Origin of the sequence: Salinibacterium sp. M195 (assembly GCF_019443965.1) — a bacterium.
Classification (GTDB): Bacteria; Actinomycetota; Actinomycetes; order Actinomycetales; family Microbacteriaceae; genus Rhodoglobus.
Window position 1 is genome coordinate 2,680,092 of sequence record NZ_CP040814.1, and the last position, 21,413, is coordinate 2,701,504.

The following is a 21,413-nucleotide window of genomic DNA, read 5'->3' on the forward strand; positions in this document are numbered from 1 at the left end:
TCGGCTCAGCCGCCAGAGTTCTCGGCTGCGAAGCTCGGTGCGGAGCCCACGGAACCGGCCCAGGCGTCGCGAAGCTCGCTCTCGGTAAAAATGCGCTGCGGACGAATCACTGTGTCATCGGCGACAAAATAGAACGCTGCGTCGATGTTCTCGGACGGGATGCCCTTCCACTGTGCGTAGGCAAGGCGATAGAGCGCGAGCTGCAGCTGCTTGGCCTCGAGGTCGGCCTCATCGCGCGGAGCCCGACCTGTCTTCCAGTCGACGATTTCGTAGCGGTCACCGTCGGCGTACACGGCGTCGATCTTGCAGATAACAACGCGGTCACCGAAGGGAACGTGAATCTCGATTTCGACGTCGACCGGTTTGCGGGTTGCCCACGCGGAACGCTCGAACGTGGCTTGCAGCTCGGCAAGCCTCTCGGCATCCGCAACACTGTCGTCATCAGCTCCGTCGAGTTCGAGCGCGAACGCATCGAGCGTTTCGGCGGATGCCGAGGAGCCGAACCGTGATTCGACCCATTCGTGAAACTGGGTTCCCAGTCTCGTCGCCCGGTAGGGCTTCTCTGGCATGGGGCGCCGCAGCGAGAGCGCCACGGCTTCGGGATCAGCGATGTAGTCCTTGAAGCGCGAAGCGGGGATGCGTTGCGGCAGCGGAGTGCGACGTGCTTCACTCGCGGCGCGACTGCGTTCCGCGAGCAGCAAGTCGATCTCGTGCGCCCACAGCCCGTCAGCGCCAGGGTCGGCGGTCGTGATGAGCTGCGCGGCAGCTTCGACAGTCGCGCGGCGATTGCCGAGCGGGTCGAACGGCCACAGTGGGTCAACGATGTCGTTGAGGGTGGGGTTCTCGTCGTTGACCGGGTCGGTCGGCAGCTCACCGATTAGTTCATGTTCTTCGAGTTCTTGCAGGAACGTGCTCGGCGCTTGCGGCTTGCTGCGGCTGGACCAGAATGATCCGGTGAGCAGCAGGTTGTCGCGGGCACGAGTGATGGCGACATAACCCAGGCGACGTTCTTCAGCTTGGTGGCGGTTGGCCAATGCGGATTTGAACTCTTTGAGCGAGCCGTCGAATTCGGATTGGTAGTGGGCGTTTTCCCAGTCGAGTTCGGGGAGCTCCGCAGCATCGCCGCGGAAGGCGAACGGCAGCTTGCCGAACGAGACCCAGCCTTTGCCCTCCCGCGAGGTTGCCGGCACTTCGCCATCGACGAGGCGGGGCAGGGCTACGAGATCCCATTCCAAGCCTTTGGAAGCGTGAATCGTCAAGAGTTGCACGGTGCCCGCTTCGGCATCGTCGCTGCGGGGCCCCATCATGTCTTGCTGAACAGCACGTCGCAGCCACGACAGGAAGCTGCCGAGGTTCGCTTGATCATCACTGGCGAGAAAACCGGCGAGCTCATCGTGGAAGGCATACAGGTTGGCCATGCCCTGAGCTTGGGGGCGGCTCGCCACGACCTCGATATCGAGAAGCAGTTCTTGTTCGAGCAGTCGCACGAGGTCATCAAGTTCGAGCCCTGCCCGCGAACGGAAAAATGCCAGCTGCTTGGCGGCATCCTTGAGCCGCGACAGCCCCTCGGGGCTGAACTTCTCCAGTTGCGAATGGGAGGCGGGTGCTTCTCCGACGAAATCGAGAGCGTCGACAATGGATGCCGAATCATCGACGGCAACGGAGTCCTTCATCCGCTGCTTCACTTCATCACTCAGCTCCTGTTGGGAGACGGAGCGGCTCAGCAGCCAGCGCGAAAGGTCGGCGAGGGCTTGCAGGTCGCGCGTGCCGATTGACCAGCGCGCGCCCGAGAGTAGACGGATGAGTTCGGATCCGGCGCTGGGGTCATGAATGACGGTGAGCGCGCTGACGAGGTCGACGATTTCGGGTGTGGACAGCAGGCCGCCGATTCCCAGTACGTGGTACGGAACGTCCTGAGCTCCGAGCGCTGTCGCAAAACGATCCATGTCGCTGCGGCGACGGAACAGGATGGCGGCGGTGGGAGGTTCGGGTGCTGCGGCATCCGGGTCAGGGTTGTAGTGGTTCCACGCTTGCGGTGCGAGAGCGCGCGCAAACCAGGTCGCCACACCCTTGGCTTCTTCGTCGATGTGTTCGTAGTAGTACGCGTCAACGGCACCAGCGGGCGCGTTGGGGCGAGCACCGAGCGATTCCACGCGCACTGGCGAGCGCGCACTGAGCGGTTCGACGATCACGTTGGCGGCGTCGAGCACGGAGGTAGCGTTGCGCCAGCTCGTCGAGAGCGCAAAGTACTGAGCATCCGCGTTCTCAGTGAAGTCCCGACTGAAGCGGGCCAGGTTGGCCGCGCTCGCTCCACGCCAGCCATAAATTGACTGATGTGGGTCGCCGACGGCCATCACCGAATGGTTGCCAAAAAGACGTGCGAGTAGTCGAGTTTGCACGACGCTCGTGTCTTGGTATTCATCGAGCAGCACAACGCGATAGCGGTCTTGATAGTGATCGACAACATCCTGCGAACGCTGGGCGACTTCGAGCGCGAGCGCGACTTGGTCGCTGAATTCGAGCAAGGCTTGGGCTCGCTTGTGCTGCGCATACTGCACGGCCAGGTCGAGCAAGGGAGCAAGCGAGCCGATCTCGTTGACTGCCTCGGTCACAGAAGCGTACGGCGTCTTCTTGCGTGCCGTTTCTGCATACGGGAGTTCGGAAATCTGCGTGAAGCGCTGCGCGTAGGCGGCTACCTCGGCGGCATTGGCGACGTTGTCGCTGAGCGCGTGGCTGAGATCGAGCACAGCTTCGGTAAGCGCATTGATCGACTTTTCGAGACCCACGAGCCGATCATCCGTGCTCGAGACGACGAGCTTGCGGGCAAGTTGCCACGAGGAGGGATCGTTGAGCAGGGTCGACTCGGGTTCGCGCCCGATAAGCAGCGCGTTCTCGGTGAAGAGGGCACTCGCGAAGGAGTTGTACGTCGAGATCGTGGGCTGATCGAATTCGATCGAGGCCGTGTCCGGCGTTACTTCGAAGTGTTCAGGATGCCTGTTTTGCAGGTCGCGCAGGATCGCGATGCGCTCGCTCACGCGCTTGCTTAGAGAGCCAGCCGCTTTGCGCGTGAAGGTCAAACCCAAAATCTGGTCAGGGCTCACGAAATTATTGGCGACGAGCCAGACCACGCGGCTGGCCATCGTGTCGGTCTTGCCGCTGCCAGCACCCGCGACAACGAGGGCAGGCGACAGCGGCGCTTCGATCACGACTTGCTGTTGCGGGGTCGGAGCGTGGATTCCCATGAGACCGGCGAGGTCAACGGAGGAGATCATCGGGCACTCACCGCGGGCACGACGTGGATGCGGCAGTTGCCGAAGCTCCACGGATCGGTACAGTGGCTGCTTACGCGCGCCACGAAGACGCTGCCGGCCATTCCGCGGGCATCCTCGATTACGCGCTGTCGGAACAGTTCGAGCTCCTCGTCGTTCATCGGTTGCTGCTTGGGGTCGACATAGTCGCGGGTCTTTGCCGAAGGCGAGAGCACGACGAGCTTGGCGCCGCCATTCTCGAGGCCCTCTGGCACTCCTTCGATCGCTCCCGATGCGAACGCAAGCTGATAGGCCGCGAGCTGCGGATGATCGGCAACGGCCTTATCGGTCGATGGTTCGTTCTTGCCCGTCTTGAGGTCGACAATCACTGCAGTGGTGCCGCCATACATTTCGACGCGGTCGATCTTTCCACTCAGTAGGGCGTGCTCAAGTGGCAGCTTAAAGCCCATCTCGTTACTGATGAGCTCTCCCCCATTCGCGGTGAAGTCTCGCAGGTAAGTGGCCAGATGCTGCGTGAGTTTTTTCGCGCGCATTTTCTCGGCCTCCGACTGCCAACTGGCTTCGAAACTCATCTCGCTCCAGCGATCTTCAACAGCAGCAAAGAGCGCGTCCGCACTGAAATCGGTCGCAGTCTCCGCGACATCGTGGATGAGCGTGCCCAGGTTGGAGGCCGTGTTCGAGGTCGATCCGCCCAACTGATCGATAGCCCAGTGCAAGGGGCACGTTTCGAAGGACTCCATCCGCGAGGGCGAGACACGCACTTCGGCGTCTGGCTCGGTGAGGTCTACTAGCGGTTCGGTGGTGCTTGGCACCCGCAATCCATACCAGGAGCGCGGGTCGGCTCCGGGAACACCTTCGACTGCGAGGCGCGCCAAGGAGGATGCGGCAGCATCCGGTTGCGCGCCGGTCGTCAGTTCGCGCCGCAGCACCCCCACGAGCCCCCGCAGGCTGAGCGGCGGTCGAGCGCGCACGGGCTCATCCGGTGTCGGAATCAAGGTGAGGAACGGCGATGGCATGTTGTCGTCTCCCGCCACTGCGGTAACGACCACTTCGCTAGTGGCGCGCGATACCGCCTGCGTAAACATGCGCAGTTCGTCGTGCAGCACTTCACGCCGGCGGTCAGCAATGGCAAGTTTTTGCCCCGCCAACACTCGCGGCAGATCATCGGCCCCCAAGAGCGAACCCCGCACTCGAAGATTGGGCCACACGTTCTCCTGCATTCCGGCAATCACTACTACGTCGAATTCTTGCCCGATGACGGATGCCGGCGTTCCGACCGTCACAGAGTCGACGATCGAGCGCGCGGCGAGCGTGTCTTCTGCGACATCCGCGGAGAGCCATTCGTTGAGAAAGACGTTGGCCGGGGCATCCGGTCGGCGCTCGACGAAACGTTTTGCCGCAGAGAACAGTGCAACGACCGCATCAAGGTGGCGGTTAGCTTCTTCGGCAACGACACCGGAGCCGAGCGCCTGAGTGAACCAGCGATCGGCGAGACCGCTGCGCTGCCACGCTCCCCACAAGAGTTCTTCGATGGTGTCTCCGGCCGCGCCTGCTGCTGCAGTTTCGTGAAAGTTTTTGGCAACGGCGGCAGCTTGTCGTGCCACGCGAGTTTCGATTGTCGCAAACCCGGCAGGGGCGGAGAGCGCTTGCGCGATCAGCTCGTCCGCAGCGTCATAGATTTCGGCGCCGAGTGCTTCATGCCGCAGTGCTGCTTTCAGCCGGCGCAAGGAGACAGCCTCGAATCCACCGACAGAACTGCTCAGCAACTCAACGGCCGACCCGGCGTCTACCGGTCGACGCCCTAACGCCAACTCGAGCAACACGATGAGCCCGTTGACGCTGAACTCGTCACGCACCGCGCTGCGAGCGCTCGAGACACTCGTGACAACTTCGAGCGTGCGCAACTGACGCGCCAGAGACGGAATCAACGATCCAGTGCGCACAATCACCGCCATGCGCGACCACGGCACCGACTCAAGAACATGTTTCTCCCGCAGATGACGCGCAATGAACGCAACTTCTTCTGCCGGTGTTGCCAACTGATAACTGTGGATGCTCGACGGTGCTGTTGCGACCGCTGGCGACTTGCGCTGCTCGAGAAGCCCCGAAACACCAATGCGTTGAGTGAGTTCAGTGATGGTGTGCCGAAGAGCAGCACTGTGCCGATGCACCAATGACAAAAACAGTGTCTGGCAATTCTCGAGGTTCACCCGCTCGGCCCACGCTGCGAGGACCGCCGGCTGCGCACCGCGGAATGACCCCGTCGTGAGGTCGGGGTCGCCAAACCCCATGATCGTGATGCCGCGACTGGCCAGCGCACGGAGCAATGAAATGGTGGCTTCGGTGAGCTCGTGAGCATCATCCACAATCACTAAACGCAGCCGATCGACGGCCACATAATGGCCGTCGGCAACGAGCGCTGCAGCTTCGGCTAGCAGTTCGCTGGCATCAAAGTGGCGGTCGCGGTAGCTTGCTTTGACCGCGTCGTACACGGAGATGAAGGCGGATGCCGCGACCCATTCCGGCCGATCGAAGCGTTCGCCTAACTGCGCAAGCTCGTGGGGAGTGACCCCGAACTCAACACAGCGCATCATCAGATCTCGTAGCTCGGTGCGGAATCCCCGGAGTTTGCGCACCTCCTGATCGAGGTGGGTTGGCCAGGGCGCGCCACTGCCGTCAGCGATTTCGCCAGCGAGCAGCTCGGCAATGATTTGGTCTTGCTCTGCCCCCGTGAGCAACGTCGGGGCGCCATCTCCCGCAACTGCCGCTGCCTCGCGGATCACCTCGAAAGCAAGAGAATTGGCAGTGCGAGCCATCGGGCCAAGGGTAGGCACGTCAAGACGTGCTGCGAGCCGATCCCGCAACGCCGTGGCACTTTGGCGAGTAGCAGACAGCACCACGATGTGTTCCGGTGACCAGTCACGAGCATGGATCCGCTCGGCCACTACTTCGACGAGAGTGCTGGTTTTACCGGAGCCCGGTGCCCCAACGACTATCGCGCTCATCCCGTCAGCTAGGTCAACAACCGCACGCTGCGACGCGTCTAGGGTGAGCGGTTCGGGAGCCGAAGCATCCGCGGCCTCAGGGGGCAAAGTGACCATGAATCAACGGTATCTGGATGCGCTGACAGAGAACGGACATTCACCACCTCTGGTTGTGTCGTAATCTTGGCGTGTGGACATTAGCATCGGTATCAACAACAGCCCCCGTGAGATCAACTTCGAGTCGGCCCAGTCGTCGAGCGAGGTTGAGTCGATCATTGCCGAGGCTTTGAACTCGGACGCCAAGTACGTGAGCCTGCGCGACGCCAAAGGCAAGCTCTACATCGTTCCGACCACGGCTGTGGCCTACGTCGAACTCGGTGAAGAAGAGTCGCGCCGCGTCGGATTCGTGGCATAACCGTGGAACTGCTCGTCGTCACCGTCATCGGTGCATCGATCGCCACAATCTTGCGCTACATGCTTCCCTCGCGCGGAATGTACGGCAGCGCACTGCTCCCGGCAATTGGTGCTGCAGTAACAGCAACAATCTGGGTCGCCCTTGTCTGGGCAGGTTTCACGTTTGACGGAACCTGGATTTGGTTGATCAGCCTGGTCGCTGGTGGTGCGGCTGCTCTTACGGCCGCCATTCTCCTGCCCCGCCACCGCGAAGCTGCGGATGCTCGCGCGTTCGAGTCGCTCGCGCACCACTAGCTCGTGAGCTGCTAGGCCGTGAATCGCGAGGCCTGGAGTCGCTAGGCCGTCAGGCCGAGGGCATCCATGCGTCGAGTGTGAGCGGCAATAAGCTCAGTGAAGACTGGCTCAACCTGCGCCTCGGTGGTGCGAGTGTGATCGGGAAACACGAGAGCTGAGCGCGCGACGAGCATCATGTCGCCCATGAGGCGACGGCCCCACATTGCGAGCCGTGAATCGAGTCGCGGGTTGGCGTCGATCGCTGCTTGAAGGTATTCGGCAAGCACTTCTTCGCCTGATTGTCCGGAAAAGATCGCGACTAAACGCGTGTGGGATTCACTGGGGAGTCCTTTGGCGAGCCTCGCGTAGAAGTCATCGAAGAATCCCGCGCTGAGGTAGGCGGTGATCATTGCCTCGTACCAGTCCGAGCCACGAGCGATGCGCTCAAATTCATCGAAGGCGTCGGTGAACGGATCCATGACATCGGCAGGAGAGCCGCCGGCCTTGGCAATCTCGGCAACGAGAGCGCGGTGTTTACCCAAAGACAACTCGGCGGCTTGGCCGATCGCCGTTTTGGCCGCGGTCGTTGGGGCGTTCGTAATCAGTCGAGAAAGGTTCTCGAAGATCATGAGCTGCACGTAGGCTGCCCGACCCAGGAACCCCAAGATGTCGGGCGCGAACTCTGCAAGGGCCACTTTTTCCGTCGCCAAAACATCAGATCGTGACCGAAGGCGAGGCAATTCGATGCGACCTGGCTTGCGCGAAAACCACTTAACCACGGAGCCAGCTTAGGGCGTGTTGGTGTAGTCCGCGCCCCTGACAACTCGCCTCGCCGCCTCAATTCACGGCCTCACCCCAGCACAACCCGCTAAACTTCGGGCATCCCCCCGATTCTGGAGGGGGTCCCGCGCCCCAGGTCAAAAAGGGCGCTTCGCACCTAGACGGGCTTCATACGTGACTTTTTCAGAACTCAATATCGATCAGGACATGGTCGATGCACTTGCTACCAAGGGCATCATCGAACCGTTCCCGATCCAAACTCAAACCATTCCGATGGGCCTCGCAGGTCAAGACATCATCGGTCAGGCCAAGACGGGTACCGGCAAGACGCTCGGTTTCGGTCTTCCTGTACTGCAGTCGCTTGGCACCGACCCTGAACCCGGCGTGAAGGCACTCATCGTTGTTCCTACCCGCGAATTGTGCGTTCAGGTTGCCGAGGACCTCGTGCTCGCGGCATCCAACCGTTCGACCAAGGTTGCAGCCATTTACGGCGGCAAGGCATACGAAGGTCAGGTCGAACAGATCAAGGCCGGAGCCCAAGTCATCGTCGGTACGCCCGGTCGTTTGCTCGACCTCGCCAGCCAGCGCATGCTCTCGCTCAAAGACATCAAGGTGATGGTTTTGGATGAGGCAGACAAGATGCTCGACCTCGGCTTCCTGTCTGACATCGAGAAGCTGTTCGCACAGACGCCTCCTACTCGCCACACGATGCTGTTCTCGGCAACGATGCCCGGCCCGATCGTGGCTCTCGCTCGTCGCTTCATGAACAAGCCGATCCACATCCGCGCCACAGACCCCGACGAGGGCTTGACGCAGAAGAACATCAAGCACGTCGTTTACCGTGCGCACAACCTCGACAAAGACGAGGTCATTGCACGCATCCTGCAGGCTGAGGGCCGCGGCAAGACGGTTGTGTTCACACGCACCAAGCGCGCAGCGGCCAAGCTTGTTGAAGAACTGAACGATCGCGGCTTCAACGCTGCGGCCGTGCACGGTGACCTCAACCAAGAGCAGCGTGAGCGCGCTATGGCGGCATTTAAGGCTGGCAAGAAAGACATTCTTATCGCGACGGATGTTGCGGCACGAGGCATTGACGTCAACGACGTCACGCACGTGATCAACCACACCATCCCCGACGACCACGACACCTACCTGCACCGCGCTGGCCGTACTGGCCGTGCCGGTAAGACCGGTGTTGCTGTCACGTTCGTGGACTGGGCAGACATGCTCAAGTGGACGCACATCAATAAGGCGCTCGAGATGGGCATCCCCGAGCCGACCGAGACCTATTCCTCGAGCCCGCACCTCTTCAGCGACCTCGACATTCCTGAGGGAACCAAGGGTCGTCTTCCTGGTTCACACGCTCCCGTTGTTCGCGCAGCAGCGTCGGGTGGTTCAAGCTCAGGCGGCCGTTCAGGCTCTGGCTCAACTGGCGCCGGCCGTGGCCGCGACTCGCAGCGCTCCGGCGATGCTTCGTCGCGTCCTCCGCGCAACCGCACCCGCACTGCCGGATCCGACTCGGGTTCGCAGAGCGACGGTGCGTCGGTTGCCAGCGCACGCGCGTCTGATGACAAGGTTCGCCCCGAAGGCGGCGGAACCCACGATGGCGGAGCCCCGGCACGTCGTAAGCGCACTCGTCGTCGCCGTGGTGGCAACGAAGGTGCACCGACAGCGCCGCCGAGCGCTTAATTCGCTCTAGCGTTACGATTTACGAAAGCCCCGCCGTGTGCGGGGCTTTCTTCGTTGGTGCGAGCTCTCAGCTGTTTTCCGCAGGCTCAGCCGCGGGCACAGATTTTGTGGTTCCGGCGTACTGCTTCGACAGGAACCGATACGACTTTGTTGAGAACGCCACGACGGCGACCGCAACCATGAGCAATCCCGCGATAAGAAATACGAGTGCGATGCCGCGTGCCGCACCGTCGCCGAGTAACCATCGAAACGCGTCTTGCCCGTTCTGAGAATCCATGTACGGGATAATAAGAAATTGGGCGATGGGAGCAATAGCGAATGCCGTTATTGGGGCCGCCGCCGCTTCGAAGGCTTGCGCGAATCCGAACACTCGGCCTTGCCTGCGATACGGCACGATCTTCTGGATCACGGTTTGCTCCGCTGCTTCCACCGCCGGTACCAGCGTCATGTAGAGGAGGATGCCGCCGGCATAGAGCCACCACCAGTCGCGGATCGTGAACATGGCCCCGAGAACCCCCATGAGGCCGACCAGGAGCAGCATGGTTCGGATGGGGTTGCGCCCGAGCCCGAATCTGGCCACGAGCAGTCCCCCGATAATGAATCCGCTCGAGGATACGCCGAGCACGATTCCCCATACCTCCACCGGGAACAGTTCAAGTCCGTAGGGGTCCATCAGCGCAATGTAGACACCGCCGATGAGGTTGTTGAATGTCGAGAAGATGATGAGTGCAAAGAGCCCGGTGGCGGCACGGACCGCCGTGATGCTCCCCCGCAGGTCGACGAGCGGTGAACGCCCTCCCGCTTCCGGTTCCGGCTTCGCTTCGGGGATACGCAAGGCAGTGAGATGGATGAGCGCGGCGGCCGACAGCACGATCGCAATGACCAGAGTCCAGCCCATCCCCAGCAAGCCGATCGAGAGACCGCTGAAGACGCTCGTCACTAAAAATGAGAGCCCTTGGACTGTGCCGACCATGCCATTGGCATTGGCATGACGCTCTTGGGGAACCAACAACGTCACTGTTGTTGAGAGCGCGATGTTGCGCATGTTTTCGATGACGGCCCCGAAGAGGATGATGCCGGCAAAGATCCAATACATGGGCCCGCTGAGATCGAGCAGAACAGCCTCGGGGAAGAGCGCAAACAGCGTTCCCGCGATACCGAAGGCCACGAGCGTGACCAGACCGGCGAAGAGCATGACGACGTGTTTGCGGTGTCGGTCGACAAGGGTCCCAAAGACCATCGAAAACGCGGCGACTAACAACATGTAGGCGCCGCCGATAATGCCGGTCGCGAGCACCGACCGCGTCTCGAGATAGACCCAGAACGTCAGGGCGAACCACAAATAGCTCGTAGTGATATTTGCCACGGCAGTGTTGATGAGAATCTGCAGAAACGTCGTCATCCCACCGGGCAACGGTCCTTGGGCGGGGGTCGTGTCGGATGAGGTTTCGTTGAACTCAACCATCTGCTGATTTTACACATTTCGCCGTCGCGTGCCCGGGCAATGTGAGGCACTGGTGTTATCGCCGCAACAGGCGCACAATAGAAAAAATGTTCCTCAGCGCGCGGTAGCCAAGGAGGAGAACAATGCCGGTGCAACAGAAGAACTCTCTGCCAGACTTTATGCCTGTTCTTTCGGCAGGCCGTCACCGAAGCTCACGCAAGGGTGGATGTTTCATGGAGTTTGCCTCCTACCTTGCCGGAGAAAAGTGGAGCGACCATCCCGCGTGCACTCATCCAGCGCTCGCCCTCTTGGCGCGACTGGTCAACGACTGCACCTCCGATCGCGACCGTCCGCAACTCGCCGAACTCATCCCTTCCGTAATCGGCGTGACCAGCGCGGATCCGCGATTAGAGCTCCACATCGCGTTGCGCGCCGCGACAATGGCGCTACCGGTCGCCAGTGAGGGGCGTCAACAAGCTCTCGCCGTCGGCATTCTTGCCACCCAGGCGCAGCTCGCCGAAATTGAACCGTTCACCGGCTCGCCGCTGGCTGACGAGGTGGCTTCAGCTTTCGCGCAGGCGCCAGCGGCTGAGCGATGGGCGACGAAATTCAGTGCTGACTACGGCGTAGATCGGCGCGGTCGCGCCGTTAAGCGCATGACCGAATCCATCATCGGCACAGCGGTGATCGGCATCGCCGAAGCGTGCACGCCGGGGGCCAGCCAGCGAATGAGAGCACTGCTCCGTGACGCCATTGAGGACTGCCGGGCGATCGTGGAAAGCAACGCCAACCTTATGGCCGAAGCGAGTCCGCCACGCGGCGCAGCCCTGTCGCCGATTCGGTGAGGAGCCGCAGTTCTTTGTCGCTAAAAGTGGTTTCCTCGATCGGTGTCGCCCCGGAAGCGCTCACGATGCAGGGCACCGAAAGCGCGACGCCGCTAAGCCCGTGGAAGTCGGTGAGCACGGGAGCGACCGGCATGACGGAGTGTTTGTCGCCGAGGATCGCCTCGACGATGTGCGCGGTCGATAACCCGATCGCATAGTTCGTGGCACCTTTACCTTCGATGACCTTGTAGGCGGCGTCGCGCACGCCGACCGCGATGTCATCAAGCTCGGCTTCCGTCATTCGAGGGTGGCCTTCGCGCTGCCACTCAAGGATCGGCACGCTACCGATTGTGGCTCGGGACCACAACGGGAACTCAGAGTCGCCGTGCTCTCCAATAATCGACGCGTGAACGCTGGAAGGTGAGACCCCGGCGCGCTCTGCCAGCTTCCAGCGCAGTCGCGATGTGTCGAGCACTGTGCCCGAGGCAAAAATCTGCTCGGGCGGGAGGCCCGACTGCTCTTGTGCCAGCACCGTCAGCACGTCGCAGGGGTTTGTCACGATGATATAGATCGCGTCTGGAGCGACCTCTATGAGCTGAGGCATCATGGAAGCGATAATGCGGGCATTGACATCAGCAAGTTCGATGCGGCTCTGGCCCGGGTTCTGCTTCGCGCCAGCGGTGATCACCACGACATGCGAGCCCTTCACGACAGAGATGTCACTTCCGCCAATGATCTGACTCGACCCGGTGAACTGCGTGCCGTGGGCGAGGTCGAGAACTTCGGCATCCACCTTCTTGGTCGCGATGTCGTAGAGCGCAATCTGGCGGGCAGAGCCCCTAATCAGCGCGGCGTAGGCGGCACTCGCGCCGACGCTACCGGCGCCCACGATGGTCAGTTTGGAGTTCTCGACAACGCTCATGCGATTAGTGTGCCACGACTGCCCGCGCCCTACGCTCGAAACTCAGAGAGAAAAAGCACGAGTTGGAAGACAGGAACCATGCCCGCCGCGAGAGCGCACAAACCAGCCACGATGCGACGCTGCCGCGCGCGTCTTTCCATCTCCTTAGCTGGTTCATAGACGACTTCATCCGTCATCTCCCCAATCTCAGTCCGAGGTTTGTACAGACTGAGATTGCTTGATTCATCAAGCGTTATCGAAGCTGCACGGCGCGAAAGCATACGAGCGGTCGCGAACGAAAACACTGCGGCTCCCAAGAACACTATGGGCCAGTAAGCAGAAAAAAAGACGATAATCAGAGGTCCAGGTGCTTGCATGACTAAGAGCGCAATGCCCACCACTTGGTAGACAACAAGGAATGCAACGATAAGAACAATCGCGGTAGCGCCAAGGAGAAGATTCCTCGCCGCATGCTTGAGCGCATTTCCCATTCGCTGATCATGACAGAAAATCAGCCTTTTGTGGCGACTTCTCGGCTACCCGTCTAGATAAGGTCTGTACGCACTGACGAGGCGTGGACGAGAGCGGACTCGCTGCGGCATCCGACAATCGCTGGCGCTTGCCCAATGAGGGCGTCATTGGTGATTGCCTCCACCATGAAGAGGGCGAAGTCGGTGCGGCGCGTGAGGTTACTCTCCAAGATCGGCGAACCGACGGCGGAGCTCCAGACGGGCAGGCCCTCGCTCTCGCCCTCTTCGAGATCGCTGCCTCGCACGAGCGTCCAACGGGTGTCGCTAGCGAAGATGCACTCGGCAGCGCGAGTCTGATCAGCGATGTCGACGGCGCGCACGAGCTTGGCTAGCCAGGATGCGATGGCCACGGTCGCAAGGAAGCGGCGCGAGTAGGTATCGGCCGCGCTCGCGCGCACATGCCAGCCGCAGGAGAAGACTACGCGCGCGCCCGTCGGCGCGAAGTCCATGACCGCTTGTGCGGTGCGCGAGGAGTAATCCCGCACACCCCAGGGGGCGAGCACCGTGAGAACGGCAGCGCAACCCGCGACGGCGCGCTCGATGACGTTGCGGTCGGAGGTCTCTCCCGGAATGACCGTGATGCGATCACCAAAGTGCTCAAGTTTTGCGACACTCTTCGGGCGGCACACGCCGACGACCTCGTAACCGCGCTCAAGGGCGTGAGCGGCGAGGTACTGGCCGAGCTTTCCGGAGATCCCAACGATGCACACTCGCTTGCGAGTTGGTTGGGGTGCGGGGTGAGTGCTGGCTGACGTGGTCATGGTATTCCTCTCATTGCGACCTTACGCTGTAAGATTACCTTACGCCGTAAGATAGTCAATACCCCAACCTCGAGGAGCACACGAGTGGCACAGACCAATCGAGCCCGTCCACCGAAAAAGCGCGCGCCGATCACCCGCGAGGCAGTACTCGCCGCCGCCCTCGAACTCGCCGACTCCGAAGGCGCCGAAGCCCTCACTATGCGCAAACTCGCCGATCGCATCGGCGTGGAAGCGATGTCGATTTACTACCACGTGCCCAACAAAGAGGCGATCCTCACGGGCCTCGTCGACCTCGTCTTCGCCGAAATCGAGCTTCCGACAACCGAACGCGGATGGCGGGCTGCCATGCACGACCGCGCGGTTTCCGCCCGCGCGGTGCTCGTGCGCCACCGCTGGGCCATCGGCCTCATGGACTCACGTCGAGACCCCGGGCTCGCCACTCTTCGCCACCACGACGCGGTCATCGGCGCGCTCCGTGCTGGTGGCTTCTCCATCGCCGGAGCCGCCCACGCTTTCTCGGCACTAGACAGCTACATCTACGGCTTCGTGCTTCAAGAGCTCAGCCTGCCGTTCGACACCTCAGAAGAACTCACCGAGGTCGCCGAGGGAATCGTCACCGAGATGCCGGTCGGCGAATTTCCACACCTCACCGAAATGGCCGCAGGCCACGCACTGCTGCCCGGGTATAGCTACGCCAACGAATTTGAGATCGGTCTCGACCTCATCCTCGACTCTCTTGAACAGCGCCTGCCTCTGCCCGGCTGGGGCGAAGCAGGCACGAGCCGCTAGGCCGTCAGCGCCGCAGCAAGCTGCCGAATGATGCGTTCCAGAATGGGGCGGGACGTCGCCAGATTCATGCGGATGTGGCCAGCACCGACCGCACCATAACCGACACCGCCATTGACCCGGATGCCCGCCTTCTCGGCCAGCATGTCGGCAAGTTCTGGCTCATCCGAATAGGCTCGCAAGTCGAGCCACGCCAGGTAAGTGCCCTGCATCGGAGCCATGCGTGCCTCGGGCAGGAGTTCGGCGAGCGCCGCCCGCGCATACTCGATATTGCCTTCTATGTACTCGCGCACTTCGCCAAGCCACGGCTCGCCGCCAAGATAGGCGGCCGTGTTGAGCCGCATTCCGGGAGTGCTGGCACCGTGCGACGCCATCCAGCCGATTGTTTCCCAGAGGGTGCGGTCGGCGTCGTTGCTCAGGATAATTTGCGCACACTTGAGCCCGGGCAGATTGAAGGCCTTCGATGTGCTGGTCGCGGTGATCGCGACGCGCGCTCCGGCATCCGAGACACTGGCCAACGGCACGTGCTTCGTGCCGAACAGGGTGAGCGGCGAGTGGATCTCGTCGCTGAAGACACGGGCCCCGTGAGCGTCAGCGACATCGGCGAGCGCCGACAACTCCTCAGCCGTGAAAACCTTGCCAGTGGGGTTGCCGGGGTTAGCGAGAACGAAAAGGTTCGCGCCCGCAGCGAAGTGACGAGCTACGTCGGCGAGGTCAATCGAGAAACTGCCGTCTTCGCCGCGCAGCATGGGCGACTCAATGAGCTCGCGGCCGAACATTTTCGGCAGCATGAGGAATGGCATGTACGCGGGTGTCGGCACGATCACTGGCGCACCAGGCTTACTGAACTCAAGGATGGCAAGCTCTAGCCCCTTGATAACGTCAGCGAGCGGGTGAACGTCTGCGGCAGCCACGTTCCAGCCGTACTGCTCTTGGTGCCATTTCGCGGTTGCCGCGCTCATCTCGAGAGCAACTGACTCATTCGGGTACCCGAACTCGATGCGCTCGGCGATCGAGGCCCATTCGTCGAGCACAGCAGGTGCCGTGCCAAAGTCCATCTCGGCAACGCCGGCACACAGCAGTTCACCTTCGGGTGCGGTCCACTTGTTGCTGCCCCGGCTGCGGAGCAATTCGGGGGTGAGGGCGTTCCACTGTTCGGCGTTACTGGTCATGCTGTCTCCTACTCGGTGGGGTTGCGCTGGTGTCTGGGATCGCGCGGCCCTTAACTGCTGGCGCCGACGATGAACGGCTTCGAGCCGGTCGCGCGCGCAATAATCTTTTCGAGCACTTCTGGCTCTGTGGTGTTTTCGGCGAGCTGATTGGGTTTCCCCATGCCGTGATAGTCACTGGCGCCGGTAGCTTCCAGCCCATATTTGGCGCAGAGTTCGAGCAAAAATTCGCGGCCTTCCGGGGAATTATCGCGGTGGTTCACTTCCAGCCCGAATAGCCCCTCGTCGGCAAGCGACTTGATAACGGAACCGGTGAGTTGGCGGTACTTTCCGTGGGCGGCGGGATGCGCGAGCACGGGCACTCCCCCGGCGGCAACAATCATTTTCACGCCCTCGAGCGGACTCGGAGCGTAGTACTTCTCGTAATACCCGCCCTGCCAGTGCAGGATGCTCTCAAAGGCCGCGCTGCGGTTGGCTACGTGACCTTTGCGCACGAGTGCATCCGCGATATGGGGGCGCCCCAGCGTCGTGCCGTCAGACGATTCGGCGAGCACGTCATCCCACGTCAGGTCGTAATCCTGCGAAATCTTGTCGACAATGCGCTCAGCACGGCGAAGACGGCCGTCGCGGATACGCGCAGTTTCGGTCACAATCGTGCGGTCGAGGGGGTCGAACAGGTACGCGAGCACATGCACGCTGGCTGGCCCATAGTTGGTACTCAGCTCCATGCCCGGAATTACGTCAATCCCCGAGACAGCGGCAGCCGAGATCGCCTCCTGCCAACCTGCTGTGGAATCGTGGTCGGTGAGCGCGACAGTGCCAAGCCCTGCTCGTTTGGCAGACCGAATCAGCTGAGTAGGTGTCTCGGTGCCGTCAGACACCGCACTATGGGTGTGCAGGTCGATCGGTGTGTTGCGCATTATGTAAGCCTATTGCTCTAGGCTCAGGTCGCTATGTTCCAACGCATCCTTTCAGCGACGTTTATCCTCGCTTTCGCCGCCGTCCTCATTGTCGCGGCTTGGCCACAGTTGTTTTCTCTCGAACAGACGGCCGGGATTGCCCAAATAGTCTCCCTGCGCGCGGTCGCCGCCGCCGTAGCGTTCATCGCGGTATTGGTACTGACGCTGACATCGCTACTCTCGGTGCGATTACACCGTTTCACTGCATCGTTAGCCGTCGTATCGCTCGCATTCATTGCGGTCAGCTTGGTCGTTCTTGCTTCGCGCGGTTTCGGCAGCCCCGCTTTCGAGACCAAAGCTGAGGGCGACGTGACGGTGCTCTCGTGGAACACTCTCGGTGATGCACCTGGCGCTGCGGCAATCGCCGAGTTGGCCATTCTTAATGATGCGGATGTTGTCACGTTGCCGGAAACTACTCGCGAATTGGGTTTCGAGATCGCCCAATTGATGTCGGATGCGGACCGCCCGATGTGGGTACACACCGTCGCTTATGACGAAGTGTCGAAAGCTCGCTCCACGACGATCCTGATCAGTGTCGATCTCGGCGAGTATGACGTTGACACGTCGGCGCGCACCACGACTACGTTGCCCAGCCTTGTGGCAGTGCCTCAGGATGGCGATGGCCCCACGTTCATCGCCGTGCACGCTGTAGCGCCGATCCGTGGAGAGATGGCTAATTGGCGCGCTGATCTTGACTGGATCGCTGAGCAGTGCCGCTCGAGCAACGTGATCTTGGCTGGCGATTTCAATTCGACGCTCGATCACTACGCCTCGCTCACCGACGGCGGCGAGTTCGCGTTGGGCAGTTGCACCGATGCTGCTTCGGCAACCGACAATGCGGCGATCGGCACCTGGCCGACACAGTTGCCTTCGCTCTTGGGCGCCCCCATCGATCACGTTATGGTCAGCCCAGATTGGTCGGTGTCTGGAATGCGTGTCATCGAATCTCATGACGGCGAAGGCAGCGATCATCGCCCCATCCTGGCAACGCTCTCGCCAAGCCAGTAGTGCCTTTTCGGTGTGGAGGAGCGACACTAGATATATGGCAGATTCATCAGCACCCACCCCTCGTGCAACTTCAAACCGATCGACGACTCCCCAATCCTCCGGATTCGCCGACTACATCTCTTCTGGATGGGCTGAGCGCGTCGAACCCGACGTTGCTCCCCGCGAGCAGGCAGCGTTTGCCGCTGACCGCCGCGCACGCTTGTCACAGCTCCACCGCGGCAAGCGCTTGATCGTTCCGGCAGGCGCCGCAAAGGTGCGGTCGAACGACACCGACTACCCGTTCCGCACTCACACCACCTTCGCGCACCTCACGGGCTGGGGTTCAGATGCGGTCTCCGGCAGCGTGCTCGTGATGGAGCCAACAGCTGACGGCCACACCGCAACTCTCTACTTCCGTCCCACTGCGGGCCGCGATACGAGTGAGTTTTACGCGAACCCGGATGTCGGAGAGTTCTGGACAGGACCGCGACCGTCGCTCAGCAACGTCGCCACCGATCTCGGCCTCGAGACACTGCCGTTGGTCGAGTTCGACGCCGTGCTCAACCTCGTTGATTCCTCAACCCTGATTGTGCGAGACGCCGACCGTGACATCACCGATCAGGTTGATGGCCGTCGTTTGCTTACCGCAGACTCAGAAAATCTTGAGCACGATGGTGACGATGAGCTCAGCCGCGACCTGAGCGAGCTTCGCCTCGTCAAGGACTCCTACGAGGTCGAAGAGATGCGAGCCGCCGTCAACGCAACCCAGCAGGGTTTCGATGATGTTGTCGGCGACCTGCCCAACATCGTGGAGCACGCTCGTGGTGAGCGCCTCGTTGAGGGCACCTTCAACCGTCGCGCCCGCGCCGAAGGCAACACTGTCGGCTACGACACAATCGCCGCATCAGGCCCCCACGCGTGCATTCTGCACTGGACCCGCAACGACGGGCCCGTAAAGCCTGGCGACCTGATCCTGATCGATGCCGGCATCGAACTCGACAGCTACTACACGGCAGACATCACCCGCACTCTGCCGATCAGCGGCACGTTCACCGAGATTCAGCGCCGCGTCTATGACGCTGTGTTGGAAGCGGCTGATGCTGCTTTCGCTATCGTGCGCCCCGGAATCAAGTTCCGCGACATCCACGCTGAAGCAATGCGCGTCATCGCTGAGAAGACCGCCGAGTGGGGTTTCCTGCCCGTCTCCGCTGAAGAATCGATGGAGGCTGACAAGCAGTTCCACCGCCGTTACATGGTGCACGGAACCAGCCATCACCTCGGCATCGACGTTCACGACTGCGCTGCCGCTCGTCGAGACATGTACCTAGATGGCATCCTTGAGCCCGGCATGGTCTTCACGATCGAACCGGGCCTCTACTTCCAGCCCGACGATCTCACTGTTCCTGCGGAATACCGTGGCATCGGCGTGCGCATCGAAGATGACATCGTTGTCACAGAAGACGGAGCAGAAAACCTCTCGGTGAACATCCCGCGAACTGCGGATGCCGTTGAAGCATGGATTGCCCGCTCCTAGCCACTCCGCGATCACGGGCCAAGGCCACCACAGCGCAAGCGCGCATCAGCGAAAGCTCGATGCGCGCTTTCGTGCTTTCTGGTGAGACTTCTTGTTACTTAGCTGAGGACTCGGAATCAGTCGAGTCAGCGCTGTCGCCACTGTCGTGGCCGGCGCTGCTGCCAGCCCGTTCCGACGCGCTCGGCACGTGTGGCGCCGAATGAATGCCGTGCACTCCAGCAGCAGCTGTGCCGAGAACGCCGTGCGCCTTGGCCGTGAGCGAAGGCGAGATGATGATTTCGTAGCGCTCAGCGAGAAGCTGTGAGGTTGCGGCATAGTCTCGGCGCTTGCGCGTAATCGAATAGTTGACGACGCCGAAGATCATTCCGATGCCAGCTCCGGTAAGAATTGCGGCAAAAAATATGCCGATTTGCTGGGCGCTGAGCGGCGAGATGACCGTAGAGATCAGCCCAAAGAAGAGGCCGAGCCAGGCGCCCGTCGTGGCTCCTGAGAGTGCCGCGCGTCCATAGCTCAAGCGCGCTCGAACGATTTCGACGGTCGTCAGGTCACGCCCAACGATCGCGATGTCCTTGACGTCGAATTCAGCTTTCGCAAGTTTGTTGATGACCGCTTGAGCATCGGTGTAGTCGGTATAGCTGCCGAGCACGTCACCGCGCGGCACACTGGTTTGGAGGGGCGCGCGGCGGGAAAATCCAGTGAAGTTACTCATCAGCTCATTCTCCCATGCAAGGGTATGGTTTTACTTGTGAGCACCTCAAGAGTATTCGTCGCCCGATTGGTGGGCTGCTCGGTTTTCGACCCCAACGGCGACCGCGTCGGCAAGGTGCGCGATGTGCTTGTCGTCGAGCGCGCCGACGCAAGCCCGCGGGTGGTCGGAATGATCGCCGAAGTTCCAGGCAAACGTCACGTTTTTCTTTCCATTGGCCGCGTCACGAGCATCGGCTCAGGCCAGATCATCACCACGGGTCTCCTCAATTTGCGTCGATTTGAGCAACGTGGCGGCGAGATCCGAGTGATGGCTGAATTGCTGGGTCGCCGCGTCACCATGAGCAATGGCTCTGGCGAAGCTCAGATCGAAGACGTAGCGATCGAAGAAATTGACATCGGCGAGTGGGAGATCAACCAGCTCTTCCTGCGCCGCCCCAAAACCACCGGCTCGCCTCTGTTCGCTAAAGGCCCCACCGATTTCGCGGCGTGGAACGAGATCAAACACAACGCGCACAAGGGCGAAGCGCAGTCCGCGACCCAGCTCGTAGCAAGTTTTTCTGATCTGCTCCCTGCCGACCTGGCGAATGCCATGCTCGAGCTTCCCGAGCAGCGGATGATGGAAGTCGCTGAGGAGCTCTCCGACGATCGCCTCGCCGACGTGCTCGAAGAGATGCCAGAAAACGAGCAGGTCGCCCTCCTCAACAAGCTTGACGATAATCGTGCCGCTGACGTACTTGATGAGATGCAACCGGATGACGCGGCCGACCTCATCGCCCATCTCACTGCCGAGCGCGGCGAAACTCTTCTTGATCTCATGGAGCCAGAAGAAGCCGAAGATGTGCGCTTCTTGCTCAGCTACGATTCCGACACTGCTGGCGGGCTCATGACGACCGAGCCGATCATTGTTTCTGCTGACGCCACGGTTGCAGAAGGTCTTGCCCTCATCCGTCGTCATGATCTTGCGCCAGCCCTTGGCGCCGCAATTTGTGTCACTTTGCCGCCCTACGAGCCACCGACAGGTCGCTTGCTCGGCATGGTGCATTTTCAGCGGATGCTGCGCTACCCGCCCAATGAACGTCTCGGTGCTTTGATCGACCAGTCGCTTGAGCCGGTACGCTCGTCAACGACGGCGGCAGAAGTTTCGCGCATCCTCGCCAGCTACGACCTGGTGTCGGTTCCTGTGGTTGATGACAATCACCGACTGCTCGGGGTGGTGACCATTGATGATGTGCTCGACCATCTGCTTCCTGATGACTGGCGAAGTACGACCGACGAATCGGCGAGCTTCGACGACACATCTACTCGACCGCTAACCATCGTTCAGCAGAAAGATATTCGCGCAGGGAGGGCACCCCGTGGCATCCGCTAGAAGGTCACAACGATCACAGCGCAACGATCTGC

The 21,413-nt window shown here is 61.2% G+C and carries 18 protein-coding genes; 8 read left to right on the top strand and 10 right to left on the bottom strand.

The window, feature by feature from the left end; genetic code table 11:
• Positions 1 to 5: 5 nt before the first annotated feature.
• Both FFT87_RS12825 and FFT87_RS12830 read right to left on the bottom strand, forming a co-directional pair.
• Complete coding sequence (locus FFT87_RS12825; protein WP_219949080.1) at positions 6 to 3,272, bottom strand: ATP-dependent DNA helicase; 3,267 nt, start codon at positions 3,270 to 3,272, stop codon at positions 6 to 8.
• A complete protein-coding gene (locus FFT87_RS12830; RefSeq protein WP_219949081.1) occupies positions 3,269 to 6,370 on the bottom strand; it encodes an ATP-dependent DNA helicase in 3,102 nt (1,033 codons plus the stop codon). The genes FFT87_RS12825 and FFT87_RS12830 overlap by 4 nt, the downstream gene beginning before the upstream one ends.
• Positions 6,371 to 6,443: 73 nt before the next feature.
• Between FFT87_RS12830 and FFT87_RS12835 the strand changes: the two genes are divergently transcribed.
• Both FFT87_RS12835 and FFT87_RS12840 read left to right on the top strand, forming a co-directional pair.
• Complete coding sequence (locus tag FFT87_RS12835) at positions 6,444 to 6,668, top strand: DUF3107 domain-containing protein (RefSeq protein ID WP_021810021.1); 225 nt, start codon at positions 6,444 to 6,446, stop codon at positions 6,666 to 6,668.
• A gap of 2 nt (positions 6,669 to 6,670) precedes the next feature.
• A complete protein-coding gene (locus FFT87_RS12840; RefSeq protein ID WP_219949082.1) occupies positions 6,671 to 6,961 on the top strand; it encodes a hypothetical protein in 291 nt (96 codons plus the stop codon).
• 41 nt (positions 6,962 to 7,002) lie between these two features.
• Here the strand turns inward: FFT87_RS12840 and FFT87_RS12845 are convergent, their stop codons facing one another.
• Positions 7,003 to 7,719 carry a ferritin-like fold-containing protein gene (locus FFT87_RS12845; RefSeq protein WP_219949083.1) on the bottom strand — a complete coding sequence of 239 codons (717 nt, stop codon included), beginning with the start codon at positions 7,717 to 7,719 and terminating at the stop codon, positions 7,003 to 7,005.
• 175 nt (positions 7,720 to 7,894) lie between these two features.
• On the opposite strand from FFT87_RS12845, the gene FFT87_RS12850 reads away from it, so the two are divergent.
• Positions 7,895 to 9,409: a DEAD/DEAH box helicase gene (locus tag FFT87_RS12850; protein WP_219949084.1), complete on the top strand. Its 1,515-nt coding sequence runs from the start codon at positions 7,895 to 7,897 to the stop codon at positions 9,407 to 9,409.
• A gap of 67 nt (positions 9,410 to 9,476) precedes the next feature.
• On the opposite strand, the gene FFT87_RS12855 is transcribed toward FFT87_RS12850, so the two are convergent.
• A complete protein-coding gene (locus tag FFT87_RS12855; RefSeq protein ID WP_219950835.1) occupies positions 9,477 to 10,811 on the bottom strand; it encodes an MFS transporter in 1,335 nt (444 codons plus the stop codon).
• A 185-nt stretch (positions 10,812 to 10,996) separates the two neighbouring features.
• Here FFT87_RS12855 and FFT87_RS12860 point away from each other — a divergent pair, with 185 nt between their 5' ends.
• Complete coding sequence (locus FFT87_RS12860; RefSeq protein ID WP_255559941.1) at positions 10,997 to 11,698, top strand: hypothetical protein; 702 nt, start codon at positions 10,997 to 10,999, stop codon at positions 11,696 to 11,698.
• On the opposite strand, the gene FFT87_RS12865 is transcribed toward FFT87_RS12860, so the two are convergent.
• Genes FFT87_RS12865 through FFT87_RS12875 form a run of 3 tightly spaced genes read right to left on the bottom strand, consistent with a single transcriptional unit; the run spans position 11,646 to position 13,869 of the window.
• The gene (locus tag FFT87_RS12865) at positions 11,646 to 12,599 is read right to left on the bottom strand and encodes an L-lactate dehydrogenase (protein ID WP_219949085.1); all 954 of its coding nucleotides are present in this window, start codon (positions 12,597 to 12,599) and stop codon (positions 11,646 to 11,648) included. The two genes, FFT87_RS12860 and FFT87_RS12865, sit on opposite strands and share 53 nt — an antisense overlap.
• A 29-nt stretch (positions 12,600 to 12,628) precedes the next feature.
• Entirely contained in the window at positions 12,629 to 13,069 is a 441-nt protein-coding gene (locus FFT87_RS12870) for a hypothetical protein (RefSeq protein WP_219949086.1), read from the bottom strand.
• A 53-nt stretch (positions 13,070 to 13,122) separates the two neighbouring features.
• Positions 13,123 to 13,869 carry an NAD(P)-dependent oxidoreductase gene (locus FFT87_RS12875; protein ID WP_219949087.1) on the bottom strand — a complete coding sequence of 249 codons (747 nt, stop codon included), beginning with the start codon at positions 13,867 to 13,869 and terminating at the stop codon, positions 13,123 to 13,125.
• Between the two features lie 84 nt (positions 13,870 to 13,953).
• Here FFT87_RS12875 and FFT87_RS12880 point away from each other — a divergent pair, with 84 nt between their 5' ends.
• Positions 13,954 to 14,658, top strand: a complete 705-nt coding sequence (locus FFT87_RS12880; protein ID WP_255559942.1) for a TetR/AcrR family transcriptional regulator — start codon at positions 13,954 to 13,956, stop codon at positions 14,656 to 14,658.
• On the opposite strand, the gene FFT87_RS12885 is transcribed toward FFT87_RS12880, so the two are convergent.
• Together FFT87_RS12885 and FFT87_RS12890 are read right to left on the bottom strand one after the other, a co-directional pair.
• Positions 14,655 to 15,827 (bottom strand): MalY/PatB family protein, encoded by a 1,173-nt coding sequence (locus tag FFT87_RS12885; protein WP_219949088.1) that lies wholly within the window; start codon positions 15,825 to 15,827, stop codon positions 14,655 to 14,657. The two genes, FFT87_RS12880 and FFT87_RS12885, sit on opposite strands and share 4 nt — an antisense overlap.
• A 50-nt stretch (positions 15,828 to 15,877) precedes the next feature.
• A complete protein-coding gene (locus FFT87_RS12890; protein WP_219949089.1) occupies positions 15,878 to 16,744 on the bottom strand; it encodes a PHP domain-containing protein in 867 nt (288 codons plus the stop codon).
• A gap of 33 nt (positions 16,745 to 16,777) precedes the next feature.
• Here FFT87_RS12890 and FFT87_RS12895 point away from each other — a divergent pair, with 33 nt between their 5' ends.
• Positions 16,778 to 17,791 carry an endonuclease/exonuclease/phosphatase family protein gene (locus FFT87_RS12895; protein WP_219949090.1) on the top strand — a complete coding sequence of 338 codons (1,014 nt, stop codon included), beginning with the start codon at positions 16,778 to 16,780 and terminating at the stop codon, positions 17,789 to 17,791.
• A gap of 34 nt (positions 17,792 to 17,825) precedes the next feature.
• Complete coding sequence (locus FFT87_RS12900) at positions 17,826 to 19,304, top strand: aminopeptidase P family protein (protein WP_219949091.1); 1,479 nt, start codon at positions 17,826 to 17,828, stop codon at positions 19,302 to 19,304.
• Positions 19,305 to 19,398: 94 nt separating this feature from the next.
• On the opposite strand, the gene FFT87_RS12905 is transcribed toward FFT87_RS12900, so the two are convergent.
• Entirely contained in the window at positions 19,399 to 20,013 is a 615-nt protein-coding gene (locus tag FFT87_RS12905) for a general stress protein (RefSeq protein ID WP_219949092.1), read from the bottom strand.
• Positions 20,014 to 20,049: 36 nt separating this feature from the next.
• On the opposite strand from FFT87_RS12905, the gene FFT87_RS12910 reads away from it, so the two are divergent.
• Positions 20,050 to 21,381: a magnesium transporter MgtE N-terminal domain-containing protein gene (locus tag FFT87_RS12910; RefSeq protein ID WP_255559943.1), complete on the top strand. Its 1,332-nt coding sequence runs from the start codon at positions 20,050 to 20,052 to the stop codon at positions 21,379 to 21,381.
• The last annotated feature ends 32 nt before the right edge of the window (positions 21,382 to 21,413 follow it).